A 16150-nucleotide genomic window follows, 5' to 3' on the forward strand; every position below is an offset into this window, starting at 1 on the left:
ACAGGCGCTAGCGTGCGGGCACGAAGCCCGCGGGGGGCGCCGCGCGGGCAGGGGCGGCCGCGCGCACGCGCGCGCCGTTGCGGTCCAGTTCGACGCCGGCGGGCGATACACCGGCCAGCGCCAGGCCCGGCGCGATCTCGGCACCGACGCGGTAGGCGCGTGGCGGGCCGCCGTCGACGCTGAGTACCGCCGAACCTTGCGCGCCGGCCGCGATCAATCCCAGTACCGCGATCTGCGTATCGATCACGCCGTCGCTGCCGAACAGCATCGCCATGGCCTGCGTGTCCGAGGCGGGCGTTGCCGCGGTGGCCAGGGCCGGCGGCAGGGCCGCTGGTTCGGGCGCCAGCAGGATGGCGCTCCATAAGCCCGCGCCTGCGGCAGTGGCCGCGATGGCAAGCAGGCGCAGGGTGCGCGGGGCGGTAGGCAAGGTGGGGCGCAGGCGCATGCGGAATGACGATCAGGAAGCATTGGCGAATGCCGACGCTACCCGATCCATATGACAACCATATGCGCGCACCGCAGTGCCGCGCGGCCCTGGCGCCGAGGCCGCGGTCGGGTAATTGTCATTGTCGATCCCTAGCATGCCCATGCGGTCCGTATGCCGCGCCTCGCGCATTGCCGCGATCCAGCCCGCGTTGCCATCGCGGGTTTTTTTCATTTTCCATTGCCTGAAAAAGGAACGGATTCACCATGGAACTTTCTGCCTGGCCCCGCCTGGGAGCCGCGGTGCTGTTGTGCGTCGTGCTGGCCGCGTGCGGTAGCGGCGACTCGGATGACGACGAGGACCACAGCCAGCCCAATCCCCCCACGACCACCGAACCCGTGCTGCGCTGCGCGCCCTGAGGGCGCGCCTTCTCCGGAACATTCCAGGATTCTCATTCATGCCGCAATTCCTTCCCGCCTCGCCGGCCAAGCGCCGGTTCTTGCGCAATAGCGCCATTGCCGCGTCCGGACTGGCCGCGCTGTCGGCGTTTCCGCCCAGCATCCGCCGTGCGCTGGCCATTCCCGCCAACAATCGCACGGGTACCATCCAGGACGTGGAGCACGTGGTCATCCTGATGCAGGAAAACCGTTCGTTCGACAATTACTTCGGCACGTTCAAAGGCGTGCGCGGTTTTGGCGACCGCCTGGCCATTCCTTTGCCCGACGGGCGCTCGGTGTGGGAACAGTCCAACGGCGCGCGGCTGGTGCTGCCGTACCACCTGGATGCCAACCAGGGCAATGCGCAGCGCGTGCAGGGCACGCCGCACGATTACCCCGACGCTCAGGCTGCCTGGGATGGCGGGCGCATGGACCAATGGCCGCTGCACAAGCGCGATCATTCCATGGGCTACTACGGCCATGCCGAACTCGAATTCCAGTTCGCGCTGGCCGAAGCGTTTACCCTCTGTGATGCCTATCATTGCTCTACTCACGGAGGCACCAACACCAACCGCCTGTTCTTGTGGAGCGGCACTAACGATCCCTCCGGCGCGGGCAACGGACCGTCGACACGCAACCAGTGGGACGGCCTGGGCGCCTCGACCGAGGGGTGGGCCTGGACCACGTATCCGGAACGCCTGCAGCAGGCCGGCGTGAGCTGGAAGGTGTACCAGAACCTGCCCGACAACTTCACCGACAATTCCCTGGCCGGCTTCCAACAGTTCCGCCGCGCCAACCAGCAGGCGGGCAACGGGCCCGACGGCGCGCCATATCCTGCCTGGACGCCGGCGGCCGACGGTTCCAACCCGCTGTACAAAGGCGTGGCCAACACCATGCCGGATGGCGGCATGCTGCAGGCCCTGCGCGCCGATGCCGCCAATGGCAGCCTGCCCCAGGTGTCATGGATCGTGGCGCCGGCCGAATATTCCGAGCACCCCGGGCCGTCCAGCCCGGTGCAGGGCGCTTGGTATATCCAGGAAGTGCTCGATGCCCTGACCGCCAATCCCGAGGTCTGGAGCAAGACCGTGCTGCTGGTCAATTTCGACGAGAACGACGGCTTCTTCGACCACGTGCCGCCGCCGGCCGCGCCGTCGCTGAATGCGGACGGCACGGTGGCGGGCGATTCCACCGTGGATACGGCTGGCGAGCGCCACACCGTGGCATCGCTGCAAGACCCGGCGGACCGGCGCGTGTACGGCCCCGGGCCGCGCGTGCCCATGTACGTGGTGTCGCCCTGGACGCGCGGTGGCTGGGTCGATTCACAGGTGTTCGACCACACGTCGGTGCTGCGTTTCCTCGAGGCCCGCTTCGGCGTCGCCGAGACCAATATCAGCCCGTGGCGCCGCGCCGTCATGGGGGACTTGGTGTCGGCCTTCGACTTTGCCGCGCCCAACAGCGAAGCGCTGCCCGGCCTGAAACTGCTGAGCAAGGCCCAGGCCGATACGATCCGCGCGCAGCAAGAGGCGTTGGGGCCCGTGCCCGTGCCGGCGGCCGAAGGCCAGGCGTTGCCGGCGCAGGTGCGCGGTGTGCGGTTCTCGCGCGCGCTGCCGTACGAGCTGCATACCAGCGGGCGGGCGGATCCGGCCGCCGGCGCCATGCAGTTGCTGTTTGCCAATACTGGCACCGCTGCCGCGGTGTTCCATGTTTATGACCGCCTGCACCTGGATCGCCTGCCGCGCCGCTATACGCTCGAAGCGGGCACCGAGCTGGACGGCCGCTGGGATACGGCCGCCGACAACGGCGCATACGATTTGTGGGTACTGGGCCCGAACGGCTATCACCGGCATTTCAAGGGCAGTGTGGCTAGCGTCGGCGTGCCCGGGGCGTCCGATCCCGAGATCCGTGTCTGCTATGAGGTCACCCAGGGCGATGTGTACGTATCGTTCCTGAATCGCGGCCAGGCCGCTTGCACTTTCCACGTGCGGCCCAACGCGTACTACAGCGCCAACCAGCAGTGGTCATTCGAGGTGGCCGCCGCTGGCGCGGTAGAGCAGCACTGGGCACTGGCCGACAGCGGTGGCTGGTACGACTTCACGGTCACCCTGGCCGATGATCCGGCGTACCTGCGCCGCTACGCCGGCCGTGTCGAGACTGGCAAGCCATCCATCAGTGACCCGGCCATGGGGCTGCAAGGCTAGCGGCACGCCAGCGGCCAGGCGCCCCGCATCGTCGAGGCGCCTGGCCGACGCATGCCACGCAAGGCGCTTCGTTCAGGTGGGCAGCGGCTGCCTCCGCAGCCTGAACATCGCCAGGCTCTGCCCGCATATTTCCCGTGTGATGTCCTGGCGGGCATGGTCGCGCCGCTCCAGCATCCCGACGCTGCGTGTCGGATGCCCGACCTCTTCGGGCAATGGTAGAAGGCGCAGGTCCGGGCTGGCCTGCCAGTTCGAGCCGTTGAGCAGCGGCAGCAGGGTCACGCCCACTTCCTGGCGAACCAGTTCCACCAGCGTTTCGATGGCATTCAGTTCCAGGAACTCGCTTACCGGCACGCCCATGCGGCGCAGCACCCGGTCGATCTGGCGGCCGGTGCGCTGGGTGCGGTCAAAGCGCAGGAACGGATTGCCTGCCAGCACCGCATGCGCCGTCTGGCCCGTGGCCGAGGGCGGCGCCACCACGACCAGCGGTTCTTCATACAAAGGGGTCCAGTGCGTGCTGGCTATCTTGCGCCGGCTTTCCACCACGAACGCGGCGTCCAGTTCGCCGGCCTCGACCTTGCCGGCCAACTCGCTGGCCTTGCCCGACAGTACCCGCACATCCAGCCCCGCATGTTCCCGCTTCATGCTGGACACTACCTTGGACAGCGTGCCCATGCACGACACGATCGCGCCTATGGATACGGCGCCCGCCAGCGTGCCGGGGGTGTTGCGCGGCAGTTTCAGGCGATCGTACAGGTCGACCAGTTGTTTCACGTCGGGCAGCAATTCGCGCCCGGCGGCGTTCAGGATGGCCAGCCTGCCGCTGCGGTCGAACAGTTCGCGGCCCAGTTCGGCTTCCAGGGATCGCATCTGGAAACTGATGGCCGCCTGGGTCAGGGCAACCTGTTCGGCGGCTTCCGAGAACGAACCGTGGTGGGCCACCGCCAGGAAGCTGCGCAGGAAGCGTATGCTACTCATAAAATTTTTTTGTACGATAAATCAATTATTCAAATTGATTTAATTAGAGCACAAGAGTAATTTCGACTGTCTTTTCTCCGTCTTCTAACTTCGAGCTCCCGCGTCTATGAAAACCTTCGACTGGAACAACCCTTATCCTTCGTTCCGGATTCCGCTGTTCGCCCGCAATGTGGTGTCCACCTCGCATCCCCTGGCCGCGCAGGCGGGCCTGCGCATGATGCTCAAGGGCGGCAATGCGGTTGATGCGGCTATTGCCGCGGCCGCCACCATCGTGCTGGTCGAACCGGTATCCTGCGGCCTGGGTGGCGATTGTTTCGCCATCGTCTGGGACGGCAAGGAATTGCACGGCCTGAATTCCTCGGGCGTGGCCCCGGCCGCCTGGAATGTCGAATATTTCAAGCGCAAGTACGGCACCGGGCCCGATGGCCTGGCCAAGCAGCCCAAGCGTGGCTGGGACGCGGCCACCGTGCCGGGCGTGGTGGCCGGCTGGGCGGCGCTGCACGAGAAACTGGGCAAGCTGCCGTTTGCCGACCTGTTCGAGCCCGCCATCGAAATCGCCGAGCGCGGCTATGCCGTGCCCCCGGTGGTGGCGCACAAGTGGGCCGCGGCCGCGCAAGAATTGCACGACCAGCCGGGCTATGCCCAGGCCTTCCTGCCCAATGGCCGCGCGCCGACGCCGGGCGAGCACTTCCGCATTCCCGATGCGGCCTATACGCTGCGTCGCATCGCCGAAAGCCGCGGCCGCGACTTCTACGAAGGCGAATTGGCCGAGAAAATCGCCGCTTTCAGCAAGGAATGCGGCGGCGCCATGACGCTGGATGACCTGCGCGGCTACCGGCCCGAGTGGGTCAAGCCCATCTCCAAGTCGTATCGCGGCTACGAATTGCACGAAATCCCGCCCAACGGGCAGGGCATCGCCGCGCTGATGGCGCTGGGCATGTGCGAACACTTCGACCTGGCCAACATGCCGGTCGATTCGGTGCAATCGCAGCATGTGCAGATCGAGGCCATGAAGCTGGCCTTTGCCGACCTGTACCGCTACGTGTCCGACCCGCGCACCATGGACGTCACGCCGCAGCAGATGCTGTCCGACGCCTATCTTGAAAGCCGCGCCAAGCTGATCCGACTGGATCGCGCCACGCAGTTCGAGGCCGGCCGCCCGCACGCAGGCGGCACCATCTACCTGAGCGCGGCCGACGAAAACGGCATGATGATCTCGTTCATCCAGTCCAACTACATGGGTTTCGGCTCGGGCGTTGTGGTGCCGGGTACCGGGATCAGCATGCAGAACCGCGGCGTGGGCTTCTCGATGGACCCCAAGTCGCCCAACGTGGTCGATGGCGGCAAGCGGCCGTTCCACACCATCATTCCGGGCTTCCTGACGCGCGGCGGCAAGCCCGTCATGAGCTTCGGCGTCATGGGGGGCGACATGCAGCCGCAGGGCCATCTGCAAACTGTCGTGCGCATGCTCGACTACAACCAGCAGCCCCAGGCGGCTTGCTGCGCGCCGCGCTGGAAGGTCAACCGCGACTTCACGCTGGATATCGAATCCACCATGAGCCGCGCCACGGTAGACGGCCTGCGCGCGCTCGGGCATTCCATGAAGTCGGTGGACGACCCCTATATGGACTTCGGCGCCGGGCAGTTCATCTGGCGCTTGCATGAAAGCGACAACGAACACGGCTATGTCGCCGCCAGCGACGGCCGCCGCGACGGCCAGGCAGTTGGTTTCTAGGCCGAACCATGGCATGCTGGACCGGCGCCAGGGCTCCTGGCGCCGGTTCGATGCCCACAACACTAATACAAGGGAAAACACCTATGAAGCTCACGCACTTCAAGCTGGGGTTGTGCGCCGCGCTGCTGGCGGCGGCCTCGGGGGCGGCGGTGGCGCAGGAATTGCGCATCGGCCTGCAAGAAGACCCCGACGTCCTCGACCCGCATCGTGCCCGCACTTATGTCGGCCGCATTGTCTTCACCTCGCTGTGCGACAAGCTGGTCGACGTCAACGAGAAACTTCAGTTCGTGCCGCAGCTGGCCCAGTCGTGGTCGTGGAACGACGACAATACCGTGCTGACCTTCAAGCTGCGCACCGATGCCATGTTCCATGATGGCAGCAAGTTCGACGCGGCGGCCGCCAAGGCCAACCTCGAACGCGCCATGACGCTGCAAGACAGCATGCGCAAGGGTGAGCTCGCCTCGGTGGCCAAGATCGACGCGCCGGATGCGCAAACCCTGGTGCTGACCCTGAAACAGCCCGACGCCACCTTGCTGGCTGCGCTGTCCGACCGCGCCGGCATGATGCTGTCGCCCAAGATCTTCGGCGACGACACTGCCGCGGTGGGGCGCAACCCCGTGTGTTCCGGCCCCTACAAGTTCGTGCAGCGGGTGCAGAACGACCGCATCGTGCTCGACAAGTTCGACCAGTACTACGACGCCAAGAATTATGCCTTCAAGCGCGTGACCTTCCTGCCGATCCCCGACACCACGGTGCGCTTGTCGAACCTGCGCGCCGGCGGCCTGGATATCCTCGAGCGCATGAACCCGTCCGATGCCCAGCAGGTCAAGAGCGACGCCAGCCTGCAATTCGCCACGGTCTCGGGCCTGGGCTACCAGCAGTTCTACTTCAACCTGGCCAACGGCAAGCGCGCCGAGACCAACCCGTTCAAAGACGAGCGCGTGCGCCGGGCGTTCGAGCTGACCCTGGACCGCAACATCATCAACGAAGTGGTCGGCGGCGGTATCTTCGATCCGGCCAACCAGCCGTTCCCGCCCGCGAGCCCCTACCACAGCGACAAGTTCCCCATGCCCGCGCGCGATATCGCCAAGGCCAAGGCGCTGCTGAAAGAAGCCGGCATGGAGCAGGTCAAGGCCGAACTGGCCTTCGGCAACAACACCACGACCTCGGCCATTGCCGAGATGGTGCAGGCCATGTCGGCCGAAGCCGGATTCCAGCTCAGCCTGCGGCCCACCGAATATGCCGCACTGCTCAATGAAGCGCAAAGCGGCAATTTCGAGTTGCTGATGCGCGGGTGGTCGGGCCGGGTCGACCCGGACGGCAATATCTACCAGTTCGTCACCTGCAAGGGCGCCCTCAACGACGGCCGCTACTGCAACCCCGAAGTCGACAAGCTGCTGGCCGAGGCCCGTACCGTGCCCGACGAGGCCAAGCGCAAGGCCATCTACGACAAGGCGCAGGCAATCCTGCAAGAAGATGCCCAGGCGGTGTATATCTATTACCAACCCTGGCCTTTCGTGCTGGCCAAGAAGGTCACGGGCTTCAAGCCCTATCCCGACGGCATGATCCGCCTCAAGGGCGTGGCATTCGCCCAATAGCGGGCAGGGGTTGACGCGCGCCTGACCGCCGGGCCGTGCCGCAATGCACGGCCCGCGCACTTGGCGCCTTGTCGTCTGCAACCCAGCGTTTCAGGTTCCACCTATGTTCAAAATTATCTTGCGCCGCGTGCTGGTGGCGATCCCGACCCTGATCCTGGTGTCGCTGATCGTCTTCATGCTGCAGAAAATCCTGCCCGGAGACCCGGTGCTGACGATGGCAGGAGAAGAGCGCGACCCCGCCGTGCTCGATTACCTGCGCGACAAGTACCACTTGAACGATCCCTTGCCCGTGCAGTACGGCGCCTGGGTGATGCAGGTGCTGCAGGGCGACCTGGGCAAATCCCTGCGCACCGACGTGCCGGTCACCCAGCTGATCGCCCAGAAACTGCCCGTGACGCTGCAACTGGCCGCCATGGCCATGTTCTTCGCCCTGATCGTGGGGGTGCCCATGGGCATCGTGGCGGCGGTGCGCAAGGGCACCGCCACCGAAATGGGTGCCAACGTGGCGGCCCTGTCGGGCATGTCCATCCCCAACTTCTGGCTGGGCATCCTGCTCATCATGCTGGTGTCGGTGAAATGGCGGCTGCTGCCGGCCTCCGGCTATGTGTCGCCATTCGACGATTTCTGGCTGTCGATGAAAACCATGCTGATGCCGGCGCTGGTGCTATCCACCGCCATCGCGGCCTACCTGATGCGGCATACGCGTTCGGCCATGCTCGAGGCCCTTAGCGCCGACTACGTGCGCACCGCCCGTGCCAAGGGCGTGTCGCCTCGTCGCGTGGTGTTGCGCCATGCGCTGCGCAACGCGCTGATGCCCATCGTGACCCTGGTCACGCTGCTGTTCGGCGAATTGCTGGCTGGCGCCGTCCTGACCGAGCAGGTGTTCACCATTCCGGGCTTTGGCAAGCTGATCGTCGATGCGGTCTTCACGCGCGACTACGCCGTGGTGCAGGGCGTGGTGCTGTGCGTGGCCGTCGGCTTCATCATCATGAACCTGCTGGCCGATATCCTGTATATCCTGGTCAATCCTCGCTTGAGGCACGCATGAGCGCACATACTGCCACGGCCGCCGCCGCCGCCGTCACGCCGCCCCGCAGCCGCAACCGCGCCTGGGGAAAATTCAAACGCAACCGCGTCGCGCTGCTGGGTGCCTTCATTGTGCTGGCGGTCGTGCTGCTGGCGCTGCTCGCGCCATTGCTGGCCACGCACGACCCGCTGCAAACCAGCTTCATGTCCATCCGCAAAGCGCCGTCGGCCACCTTCTGGCTTGGCTCGGACGAACTGGGCCGCGACATCTACAGCCGCATGCTGTATGGCGCCCGCGCCTCGCTGATGGCCGGCCTGGTGTCGGTGCTGATCGCACTGATCGTCGGCGTGCCGTTCGGCCTGGTGTCGGGCTATTTCGGCGGCTGGATCGACAGCGTGGTGTCGCGCTGCACCGAGGCGCTGCTGGCCATTCCGTTCCTGATCCTGGCCATCGCGCTGGCCGCCTTCCTGGGCCCCAGCCTGACCAACGCCATGATTGCCATCGGCGTATCGGCCGCGCCCAAGTTCATCCGGCTGGCGCGCGGGCAGGTGCTGGCGGTAAAGAACGAAGACTACGTGCAAAGCTCGCGCGCGCTGGGGGCCTCGGATACCCGCATCATCGCGCGCCATATCCTGCCCAACATCATGCCGCCGCTGATCGTGCAGGCCACCATCACGATTGCCACCGCCATCATTGCCGAGGCCAGCCTGTCGTTCCTGGGCCTGGGCCTGCAGCCGCCCAATCCGTCTTGGGGTTCGATGCTGAACACTGCCAAGAATTTCATGACGCAAGCGCCCTGGATGTCGATCTTCCCGGGCTCGGCGATCTTCCTGGCGGTGCTGGGCTTCAACCTGCTGGGCGACGGCCTGCGCGACGCGCTCGACCCGAGGCAAGAGAAGTGAACACGATGACAAGCATGGATGCCAAAAGGGTGGTGCAGGTCGAAGGCCTGACCGTCAATTTCAAGACGCCCGACCGAGTGGTCGAGGCAGTGCGCGACGTATCGTTCCACGTCGACCGCGGCGAGACGCTGGCCATCGTGGGCGAGTCCGGCTCGGGCAAGTCGGTCACGTCGCTGGCGCTGATGCGGCTGGTCGAGTATGGCGGCGGCCGCATCGTGGGCGGCGACATGCGGCTGCGGCGGCGCAACGGCGATGTCCTGGACCTGGGCCGGGCAGGTGAGTCGGTGCTGCAGCGCGTGCGGGGCGCCGACGTGGCCATGATCTTCCAAGAGCCCATGACCTCGCTCAACCCCAGCTTCACGGCGGGTTCGCAGATTGCCGAGGCGCTGCAACTGCACCAGGGGCTGGACGCGTCGGCGGCACGCGCGGAAACCCTGCGCATGCTCGAGCGCGTGCGCATTCCCGAGGCGGGCGCCATCCTGGACCGCTACCCGCACCAGTTGTCGGGCGGCATGCGCCAGCGCGTCATGATCGCCATGGCGCTGTCGTGCAAGCCGCAACTGCTGATCGCCGACGAGCCCACCACCGCGCTGGATGTCACCATCCAGGCGCAGATCCTGCAGCTGATCCGCCAGTTGCAGGAAGAAATGGACATGGGCGTGATCTTCATCACGCACGACATGGGCGTGGTGGCCGAAGTGGCCGACCGGGTGCTGGTCATGTACCGTGGCGACAAGGTCGAAGAGGGCGGTTCCGACGATATCTTCGCCTCGCCGCGGCATGCCTATACCCAAGCGCTGCTGTCGGCAGTGCCGCGCCTGGGCGCCATGCGTGGCACCGACGAGCCTGCGCCGTTCCCGCTGCTGCGCGTGGACGAGGCCGCGGCCGGTGCCCGGCCCGACCCCGTGCCGGCCGGTCCCGCCAGCACGGTGCGCCGCGAGGGCGGGCCGGTGCTGCGCGTCAAAGACCTGGTCACCCGTTTCGATATCTCGGGCGGCATCCTGGGCCGCGTGCACAGGCGCGTGCATGCGGTCGAGCGGGTCAGCTTCGATCTTTATCCCGGCGAGACTCTGGCCCTGGTGGGCGAATCGGGCTGCGGCAAGACCACGACCGGCCGTTCGCTGCTGCAGCTGGTCAAGAGCCAGGGCGGTCGCATCGAATTCGACGGCCAGGACATCGGCACGCTGCGCGGCTCGGCCATGCAGTCGCTGCGGCGCCATATCCAGTTCATTTTCCAGGATCCGTTCGCTTCGCTCGACCCTCGCATGACGGTCGGCTATTCCATCATGGAGCCGCTGCTGATCCACGGCGTGGCCAAGGGCAAGGCTGCCCAGGAACGCGTGCGGTGGCTGATGGACAAGTGCGGCCTGGTTCCCGACATGATCGACCGCTATCCGCACGAATTCTCGGGCGGACAGCGCCAGCGCATCTGCATCGCGCGGGCATTGGCACTCAACCCCAAGGTCATCGTGGCCGACGAATCGGTCTCGGCGCTGGATGTCTCTATCCAGGCGCAGATCGTGAACCTGCTGCTCGACCTGCAGCGCGAGCTGGGCGTGTCGCTGCTGTTCATCTCGCACGACATGGCGGTGGTCGAACGTATCAGCCACCGGGTGGCGGTGATGTACCTGGGGCAGATCGTCGAAATCGGCCCGCGCCGCGCCATCTTCGAAAACCCCCAGCATCCGTACACGCGCAAGCTGATGGACGCCGTACCGATCGCCGACCCCCAGCGCCGCCACCGCAAGCGTTCGCTATTGGTCGACGAAATTCCCAGCCCGGTGCGCAACGTGGGCGACGAGCCAGTGGTGGCGCCCTTGGTGGAAGTGGCGGACGGCCATTATGTGGCGCGCCATGCCGTGGGGGTTTATGCGCAGGCGGCGTGAATCCGGCATGTCCCGGCGGTGCAGCGTATTGCTCTCTGGCTTTCAGCGCCGTTCCAGCGCCAGTTTCAATCCGAACGCCAGGAACACGGTGCCGGTCAAGCCGTCCAGCGAACGCAATACGGTCGGGTGTTGCAGCCAGCGTGACAGGGGCCGGGTGGCCGCGACCAGCATGGCGAACCACAGCACCCCCATCAGGGCATGCAGGCCGGCCAGCAGCAGGCTGAAGCCCAGCACGCTGACGCCGGCCGGGATGAATTGCGGCAGGAATGTCACGTAGAACACGCCCACCTTGGGGTTCAGGACATTGGTCAGGCAGCCGCGCGCAAACCATTGGGCGCCCGTGCCTGATACGGGGGCCGCGAGTCCGGCGGCACGGGCCCGCACGTCGCCGCCGCCATGGCGGCGCAGGGTGCGCCACAGCAGCTTGATACCCAGGTAGAACAAATACGCCGCACCGCAGATGCGCAGGACATCGTAGGCCGTCTGCGAGGCCGCCAGCAGCGACCCCAGCCCCAGGGCCACCACCACGCCCCAGACTAGGCAGCCGGCACAGATGCCCAGCCCGGCCAGCAAGGCGCGCCGGCCGCCTTCCACTGCCGAGGTGCGCAGCACCAGCGCGGTATCCAGGCCCGGGGTCAGGGTAAGAATGCCTGCGGCAACGCAGAAGGCGAGCAGGGCGGCGGTGGGCGTCATGGCGGTCTCCGGCGGCAAGATGCCAGCATAACGCCTGCCGAGTATCATTACCGCTTTTTGCGGCTTCCCGCCGCCGGATCCTGCCCTCATGGCCTTGCGCGCAACCATTTACAAAGCCGATCTGCATGTTGCCGATACCGATCGCCACTACTACGGCAGCCATGCGCTGACGGTGGCCCGGCATCCGTCGGAAACCGACGAACGCATGATGGTGCGCCTGCTTGCGTACGCCCTGCACGCGCAAGAGGGCCTGGCGTTCACCAAGGGCCTGAGCGACACCGATGAGCCCGACCTGTGGCTCAAGGACCTGACCGGCGCCATCGAGCTCTGGATCGAGGTCGGCCAGCCTGACGAACGCCGTATCCTGAAGGCATGCGGCCGCGCCGGGCAAGTGGTGGTGTATTGCTACGGCGGCCATGCCAGCACGATCTGGTGGGAAAGCGTGCGCGGCAAGCTGGCGCGCGCGCGCAACCTGCGGGTGGTGAACCTGCCTACCGGACAGGCGCGCGAACTGGGCCTGCTGGCCGAGCGCACCATGGACATGCACGTCAACGTACAGGACGGCACGGCCTTTGTGTCGGCTGCCCTGGGCCAGGTGACGCTGGAACCCGAGGCCTGGCGCTGAGCCGGCCGCGGCAGGCCCGGTTCAGGCCTTGGCCTTGGCCTTGTGCCAGGCAAGGCGCTGCCACAGCAGCAGCGCCAGCACCACGGCCACGATGGGGTACACCAACTGGTTGATGGTGTCCCAGCCGCTGACTGTCAGCAGGCGGCCCGACGAGAACGACGCCACGGCCACCGAACCGAACACCAGGAAATCATTCAATGCCTGGGCGCGGGTACGCTCTTCGGCACGATAGCAGTCGGTCAGCAAGGCGGTGGCGCCGATGAAACCGAAATTCCAGCCCAGGCCCAGCAATACCAGCATGCCCCAGAAATGGGCAATGCTCAGGCCCGACAGCGCCACGGCCGCCGCGCTGGCTGTCAGCAGCAGGCCCAGCCCCGTGATGCGTGCCTTGCCGAAGCGCTCGATCAGCCGGCCGGTGAAGAAGCTGGGCATGTACATGGCCAGCACATGCCACTGGATGCCCAGCGCTGCTTCGCCCACGGTGTGCCCGCATCCCACCATGGCAATGGGCGCGGCCGTCATCACCAGGCTCATCAGCCCGTACGACACCATGCCGGCCACCACGGCCACGATGAAACGCGGCTGGCGCGCGATCTGGCCCAGCGGCCGGCCGCTGCCATGCTGTGGGTCGGCCACCGCCACGGGCATCGGGCGCAGGCGGCTCAGCACGGCGATTGCCAGCAGCGCCAATACGGCCTGCGACAGGAAACTGCCGGCGAAAGGCGCCGCGGGCAGGGCATCGCGGGTCCAGATGACGGCTTGCGTGCCGATCACCGCGGCGAACAGGCCTGCGGTCATGATCCAGGATATGGCGCGCGCACGCCGCTCGGGCGCCACGCCATCGATGACGGCAAAGCGGTAGCTTTGCACATAAGAAGCGTAAAGCCCGGCCAGCGCGGTGCCCGCGCAGAACAGCAGGAACGAACTGACCCAGATGCCATAGGCGGCCACCACCCCGCCCAGCAGGCCCAATGTGGCACCCAGCAGGTAGCCGGCGCGGCGCCCGTGGCGCCGCATCAGCATGGCGGCCGGTATGGTGCCCAGCGCCAGCCCCAGGTGGAAGAGGCTGATGGGTACCGTGGTCAGCGCAGGTCGCGAGGCCAGCGCCTGGCCCACCAGGCCGCCCAGCGAAATAATGATGGCCGGGCTGGCCCCGCCCAGGGCCTGGGCAACGCTCAGTATCTGGGCGTTGCGGCGGACGTGCGAGGCTTCGGTGGACGTCATGGCGAGCGGCGGGCGGCAAGGGAAGCGAGGATTATGCCCCGATTCCTGGGTTCTGGCCTGCTCACGCCGCCCGGGTGAGTGGTTCAGCGCGCCGGATGGCGTTCGATATGGGTCCAGAAGGCGGGCAGGAAGCATTCGGCCACCAGCAGCGGCTGCCCCAGGCGCCAGAAGGCCGAGCGGCGCGCCCACAATGCACCGGCGGCCGGTTGGGCTTGCACGGCACGCGCCGTGGCATGAAAGGGCACGGGCCAGGCCAGGCGGCGGCAGGCAAAGGCCGAGCGTTCGATGCTGCGGTCGTGGTACAGCATGTCCGCCAGCGGGCGCGTGCGCAGCCGCCGCATCCCTTGCCAGGTGCCATGCGAGGCCGTCAGCGGCGTCAGGCTGCGTGCCACCACGCTGTCCACGCCATCGACCGACATCAGGATCTCGCGTACCCACACCGGACTGGCCGGCGCGATTCCCATGCCGCGGGCCTCGTCGGCCAGCGCGCCCTGGGCATATTCACGCAGCACGCGCAGTTGCACCTTGCCCAGCTTGCGCAGGCCGGCAGTCAGGGCGCCGGGGCGCATCAGCCAATACTTGTGAGCGGTCGATAACGAAGGCGGAACGGCAGGCAGCCAGCCGGGCGCCAGGGGAGCAGGGACTTTCATGGGTGCTTATTATGCCAAGGCTTGTACATCGTGCACGAGCCGGAGCCTGACATCGGTGGAAGATTGGAATTGTGCAGGTCGCGTCAGGCGCCAAGGTGTTCATACAGGATGGCCGAGCCGACACTCATCAGCGCCAATCCGCCCAATACTTCTGCCCATTTGCCGGCAATTCTGCCGATCAGCCGGCCAACCATGACGCCCAGCGTCACCATGACGAGCGTGGCCAGGCCGATGGCCGCCGCCGTTATCAGAATGTTGTTGTCGATGAAGGCGAGGCTTACACCCACCGCCATGGCGTCGATGCTGGTGGCAAAGCCCGTCGCTGCAAGAAGCCAGAAAGAATGGCGAACGACGGGAGTGGCCTCGGGCCGGTCTTCGCCCCGCAGGCCGTTGCGTATCATGACGGCACCCAGGATACAGAGCAGACAGAACGCGATCCAGTGGTCCCAGTCTGCAACGAACCCGGCAGCGATCGATCCCAGCGCCCAGCCCACCAGCGGCGTAATGGCCTCGATCACACCAAAAATAAGGCCAGTTCTCAAGGCGTCCGATAGCTTGGGCTTGCGAAGCGCAGTGCCCTTGCCGACGGCAGCGGCAAATGCGTCGGTCGACATCGCCAACGCAAGAATCATCGTAGAGACGAAATTCATAGGGAAGCAATTCCAGCCGGGCGACACATAAACGTTCTCATACGGCCCGGCGGCGTATGAGTACGTCTATGGTCTCGCCATGCCTTTCGGCCGTTTGCGCCATGGCTTACAGCCAAGAATGTTGACGCAACCCTTTCGCTCGACGACGAAAGTAGGCTACTCCCCAAAGAGGAAGCCGCATTATAGCCGGCCTTATCGATGCCGCGGCCCCCAAAATCCCGGCCCGGCGCGGCCCGCTCGTCGCCTGGGCCTAAAATGCGGGATTGCCGCCCGGTTGCCAAGCCGCCGGGCGGCTGGCAGATACCGCATATGGAAAAAATACGAATCTCGAAACTGATGGCCGAACGCGGCCTGTGTTCGCGCCGCGAGGCTGACAGCTACATCGAACGCGGATGGGTCAAGGTCGATGGCATGGTGGTGGCCGAACTGGGCGCACGCGCCTTTCCGGACCAGCTCATCACGCTCGAGCGTGCCGCCCAGGCGCAACAGACGGCGCGCGTCACCATCCTGATCAACAAGCCCATAGGCTATGTGTCCGGCCAGGCCGAAAAGGGCTATACGCCGGCGGTCGCGCTGGTCGATGCGCGTACCCGCCATGCCCACGACCGCTCGCCATTGCGTTTCACGCGCGCGCACTTGCAGGGGCTGGCCGTGGCCGGGCGGCTGGACATCGATTCGCAGGGCCTGCTGGTGCTGACGCAAGACGGCCGCATCGCCCGCCAATTGATCGGCGAGGATTCCGATGTCGACAAGGAATACCTGGTGCGCGTGCAGGGCCGGCTCGACGCCGCCGGCCTGGCATTGCTGAACCACGGCCTGTCCCTCGATGGCAAGCCGCTGCGCCCGGCCCAGGTGCGCTGGCAGAATGCCGATCAATTGTGTTTCGTGCTGCGCGAAGGCAAGAAACGGCAGATCCGCCGCATGTGCGAACTGGTGGGCCTGAAGGTGATGGGCCTGAAGCGGGTGCGCATCGGCCGGGTCACGCTGGGCGACCTGCCGCGGGGCCAATGGCGCTACCTGCGCGGCAACGAAAGCTTCTAGGGCATCTTTCGCGACGCGAGCGGTGCCCGTCATTGCCCGCCAGTCTCGACAAGCGCACACGCGTCGAACCGGCGGGCATGGATTC

At 66.2% G+C, this 16150-nt stretch carries 16 protein-coding genes and 1 riboswitch; of the genes, 9 read left to right on the top strand and 7 right to left on the bottom strand.

Annotated features, from left to right (window positions below):
- Positions 1-7 precede the first annotated feature (7 nt).
- Positions 8-445, bottom strand: a complete 438-nt coding sequence (locus KW845_RS07580) for a general secretion pathway protein GspC (protein WP_218368515.1) — start codon at positions 443-445, stop codon at positions 8-10.
- Between the two features lie 12 nt (positions 446-457).
- Complete coding sequence (locus KW845_RS07585) at positions 458-658, bottom strand: hypothetical protein (protein WP_218368516.1); 201 nt, start codon at positions 656-658, stop codon at positions 458-460.
- A 32-nt stretch (positions 659-690) separates the two neighbouring features.
- On the opposite strand from KW845_RS07585, the gene KW845_RS07590 reads away from it, so the two are divergent.
- Both KW845_RS07590 and KW845_RS07595 read left to right on the top strand, forming a co-directional pair.
- Entirely contained in the window at positions 691-843 is a 153-nt protein-coding gene (locus tag KW845_RS07590) for a hypothetical protein (protein ID WP_218368517.1), read from the top strand.
- 38 nt (positions 844-881) lie between these two features.
- Positions 882-3059 (top strand): phosphocholine-specific phospholipase C, encoded by a 2178-nt coding sequence (locus KW845_RS07595; RefSeq protein ID WP_218368518.1) that lies wholly within the window; start codon positions 882-884, stop codon positions 3057-3059.
- A 72-nt stretch (positions 3060-3131) separates the two neighbouring features.
- Here KW845_RS07595 and KW845_RS07600 read toward each other — a convergent pair whose 3' ends face one another.
- Positions 3132-4034, bottom strand: coding sequence for a LysR family transcriptional regulator (locus KW845_RS07600; protein ID WP_218368519.1), 903 nt, complete (start codon positions 4032-4034; stop codon positions 3132-3134).
- Positions 4035-4140: 106 nt separating this feature from the next.
- On the opposite strand from KW845_RS07600, the gene ggt reads away from it, so the two are divergent.
- From ggt to KW845_RS07625, 5 genes are all read left to right on the top strand, one after another.
- Positions 4141-5769: a gamma-glutamyltransferase gene (ggt, locus tag KW845_RS07605; RefSeq protein ID WP_218368520.1), complete on the top strand. Its 1629-nt coding sequence runs from the start codon at positions 4141-4143 to the stop codon at positions 5767-5769.
- Positions 5770-5852: 83 nt separating this feature from the next.
- The gene (locus KW845_RS07610) at positions 5853-7367 is read left to right on the top strand and encodes an ABC transporter substrate-binding protein (RefSeq protein ID WP_218368521.1); all 1515 of its coding nucleotides are present in this window, start codon (positions 5853-5855) and stop codon (positions 7365-7367) included.
- Positions 7368-7470: 103 nt separating this feature from the next.
- Positions 7471-8415: an ABC transporter permease gene (locus tag KW845_RS07615; protein ID WP_218368522.1), complete on the top strand. Its 945-nt coding sequence runs from the start codon at positions 7471-7473 to the stop codon at positions 8413-8415.
- Positions 8412-9296 (top strand): ABC transporter permease, encoded by an 885-nt coding sequence (locus tag KW845_RS07620; protein ID WP_218368523.1) that lies wholly within the window; start codon positions 8412-8414, stop codon positions 9294-9296. Before KW845_RS07615 ends, KW845_RS07620 begins: the two co-directional genes overlap by 4 nt.
- A 14-nt stretch (positions 9297-9310) precedes the next feature.
- Positions 9311-11182, top strand: coding sequence for a dipeptide ABC transporter ATP-binding protein (locus KW845_RS07625; protein WP_218368524.1), 1872 nt, complete (start codon positions 9311-9313; stop codon positions 11180-11182).
- 42 nt (positions 11183-11224) lie between these two features.
- Here the strand turns inward: KW845_RS07625 and KW845_RS07630 are convergent, their stop codons facing one another.
- Positions 11225-11875 (bottom strand): LysE family translocator, encoded by a 651-nt coding sequence (locus tag KW845_RS07630; RefSeq protein ID WP_218368525.1) that lies wholly within the window; start codon positions 11873-11875, stop codon positions 11225-11227.
- A gap of 88 nt (positions 11876-11963) precedes the next feature.
- Between KW845_RS07630 and KW845_RS07635 the strand changes: the two genes are divergently transcribed.
- On the top strand, positions 11964-12500 hold the full coding sequence (locus KW845_RS07635) for a YaeQ family protein (RefSeq protein ID WP_218368526.1): 537 nt from the start codon (positions 11964-11966) through the stop codon (positions 12498-12500).
- A 21-nt stretch (positions 12501-12521) separates the two neighbouring features.
- On the opposite strand, the gene KW845_RS07640 is transcribed toward KW845_RS07635, so the two are convergent.
- From KW845_RS07640 to mntP, 3 genes are all read right to left on the bottom strand, one after another.
- Positions 12522-13724: an MFS transporter gene (locus KW845_RS07640; RefSeq protein ID WP_218368527.1), complete on the bottom strand. Its 1203-nt coding sequence runs from the start codon at positions 13722-13724 to the stop codon at positions 12522-12524.
- An 83-nt stretch (positions 13725-13807) separates the two neighbouring features.
- Complete coding sequence (locus tag KW845_RS07645; protein ID WP_218368528.1) at positions 13808-14374, bottom strand: chorismate lyase; 567 nt, start codon at positions 14372-14374, stop codon at positions 13808-13810.
- Between the two features lie 83 nt (positions 14375-14457).
- Complete coding sequence (mntP, locus tag KW845_RS07650) at positions 14458-15024, bottom strand: manganese efflux pump MntP (protein ID WP_218368657.1); 567 nt, start codon at positions 15022-15024, stop codon at positions 14458-14460.
- Positions 15012-15196: riboswitch (yybP-ykoY riboswitch) on the bottom strand. (Overlaps the previous gene by 13 nt.)
- 137 nt (positions 15197-15333) lie before the next feature.
- Here mntP and KW845_RS07655 point away from each other — a divergent pair.
- Positions 15334-16065 (top strand): pseudouridine synthase, encoded by a 732-nt coding sequence (locus KW845_RS07655; RefSeq protein WP_218368529.1) that lies wholly within the window; start codon positions 15334-15336, stop codon positions 16063-16065.
- The last annotated feature ends 85 nt before the right edge of the window (positions 16066-16150 follow it).

The sequence above is a fragment of the Bordetella sp. BOR01 genome (genome assembly GCF_019218885.1).
In the GTDB taxonomy this organism is placed as follows: Bacteria; Pseudomonadota; Gammaproteobacteria; order Burkholderiales; family Burkholderiaceae_B; genus Bordetella_A.

Bases quoted from the DNA above. Each gene is read 5' to 3' on its own strand.
- KW845_RS07645 (WP_218368528.1), bottom strand. From the start codon at position 14,374: ATGAAAGTCCCTGCTCCCCTGGCGCCCGGCTGGCTGCCTGCCGTTCCG.
- KW845_RS07615 (WP_218368522.1), top strand. From the start codon at position 7,471: ATGTTCAAAATTATCTTGCGCCGCGTGCTGGTGGCGATCCCGACCCTG.
- KW845_RS07610 (WP_218368521.1), top strand. From the start codon at position 5,853: ATGAAGCTCACGCACTTCAAGCTGGGGTTGTGCGCCGCGCTGCTGGCG.
- KW845_RS07620 (WP_218368523.1), top strand. From the start codon at position 8,412: ATGAGCGCACATACTGCCACGGCCGCCGCCGCCGCCGTCACGCCGCCC.
- KW845_RS07600 (WP_218368519.1), bottom strand. From the start codon at position 4,034: ATGAGTAGCATACGCTTCCTGCGCAGCTTCCTGGCGGTGGCCCACCAC.
- KW845_RS07595 (WP_218368518.1), top strand. From the start codon at position 882: ATGCCGCAATTCCTTCCCGCCTCGCCGGCCAAGCGCCGGTTCTTGCGC.
- KW845_RS07630 (WP_218368525.1), bottom strand. From the start codon at position 11,875: ATGACGCCCACCGCCGCCCTGCTCGCCTTCTGCGTTGCCGCAGGCATT.
- ggt (WP_218368520.1), top strand. From the start codon at position 4,141: ATGAAAACCTTCGACTGGAACAACCCTTATCCTTCGTTCCGGATTCCG.
- mntP (WP_218368657.1), bottom strand. From the start codon at position 15,024: ATGAATTTCGTCTCTACGATGATTCTTGCGTTGGCGATGTCGACCGAC.
- KW845_RS07580 (WP_218368515.1), bottom strand. From the start codon at position 445: ATGCGCCTGCGCCCCACCTTGCCTACCGCCCCGCGCACCCTGCGCCTG.
- KW845_RS07590 (WP_218368517.1), top strand. From the start codon at position 691: ATGGAACTTTCTGCCTGGCCCCGCCTGGGAGCCGCGGTGCTGTTGTGC.
- KW845_RS07585 (WP_218368516.1), bottom strand. From the start codon at position 658: ATGAAAAAAACCCGCGATGGCAACGCGGGCTGGATCGCGGCAATGCGC.
- KW845_RS07625 (WP_218368524.1), top strand. From the start codon at position 9,311: ATGGATGCCAAAAGGGTGGTGCAGGTCGAAGGCCTGACCGTCAATTTC.
- KW845_RS07635 (WP_218368526.1), top strand. From the start codon at position 11,964: ATGGCCTTGCGCGCAACCATTTACAAAGCCGATCTGCATGTTGCCGAT.
- KW845_RS07640 (WP_218368527.1), bottom strand. From the start codon at position 13,724: ATGACGTCCACCGAAGCCTCGCACGTCCGCCGCAACGCCCAGATACTG.
- KW845_RS07655 (WP_218368529.1), top strand. From the start codon at position 15,334: ATGGAAAAAATACGAATCTCGAAACTGATGGCCGAACGCGGCCTGTGT.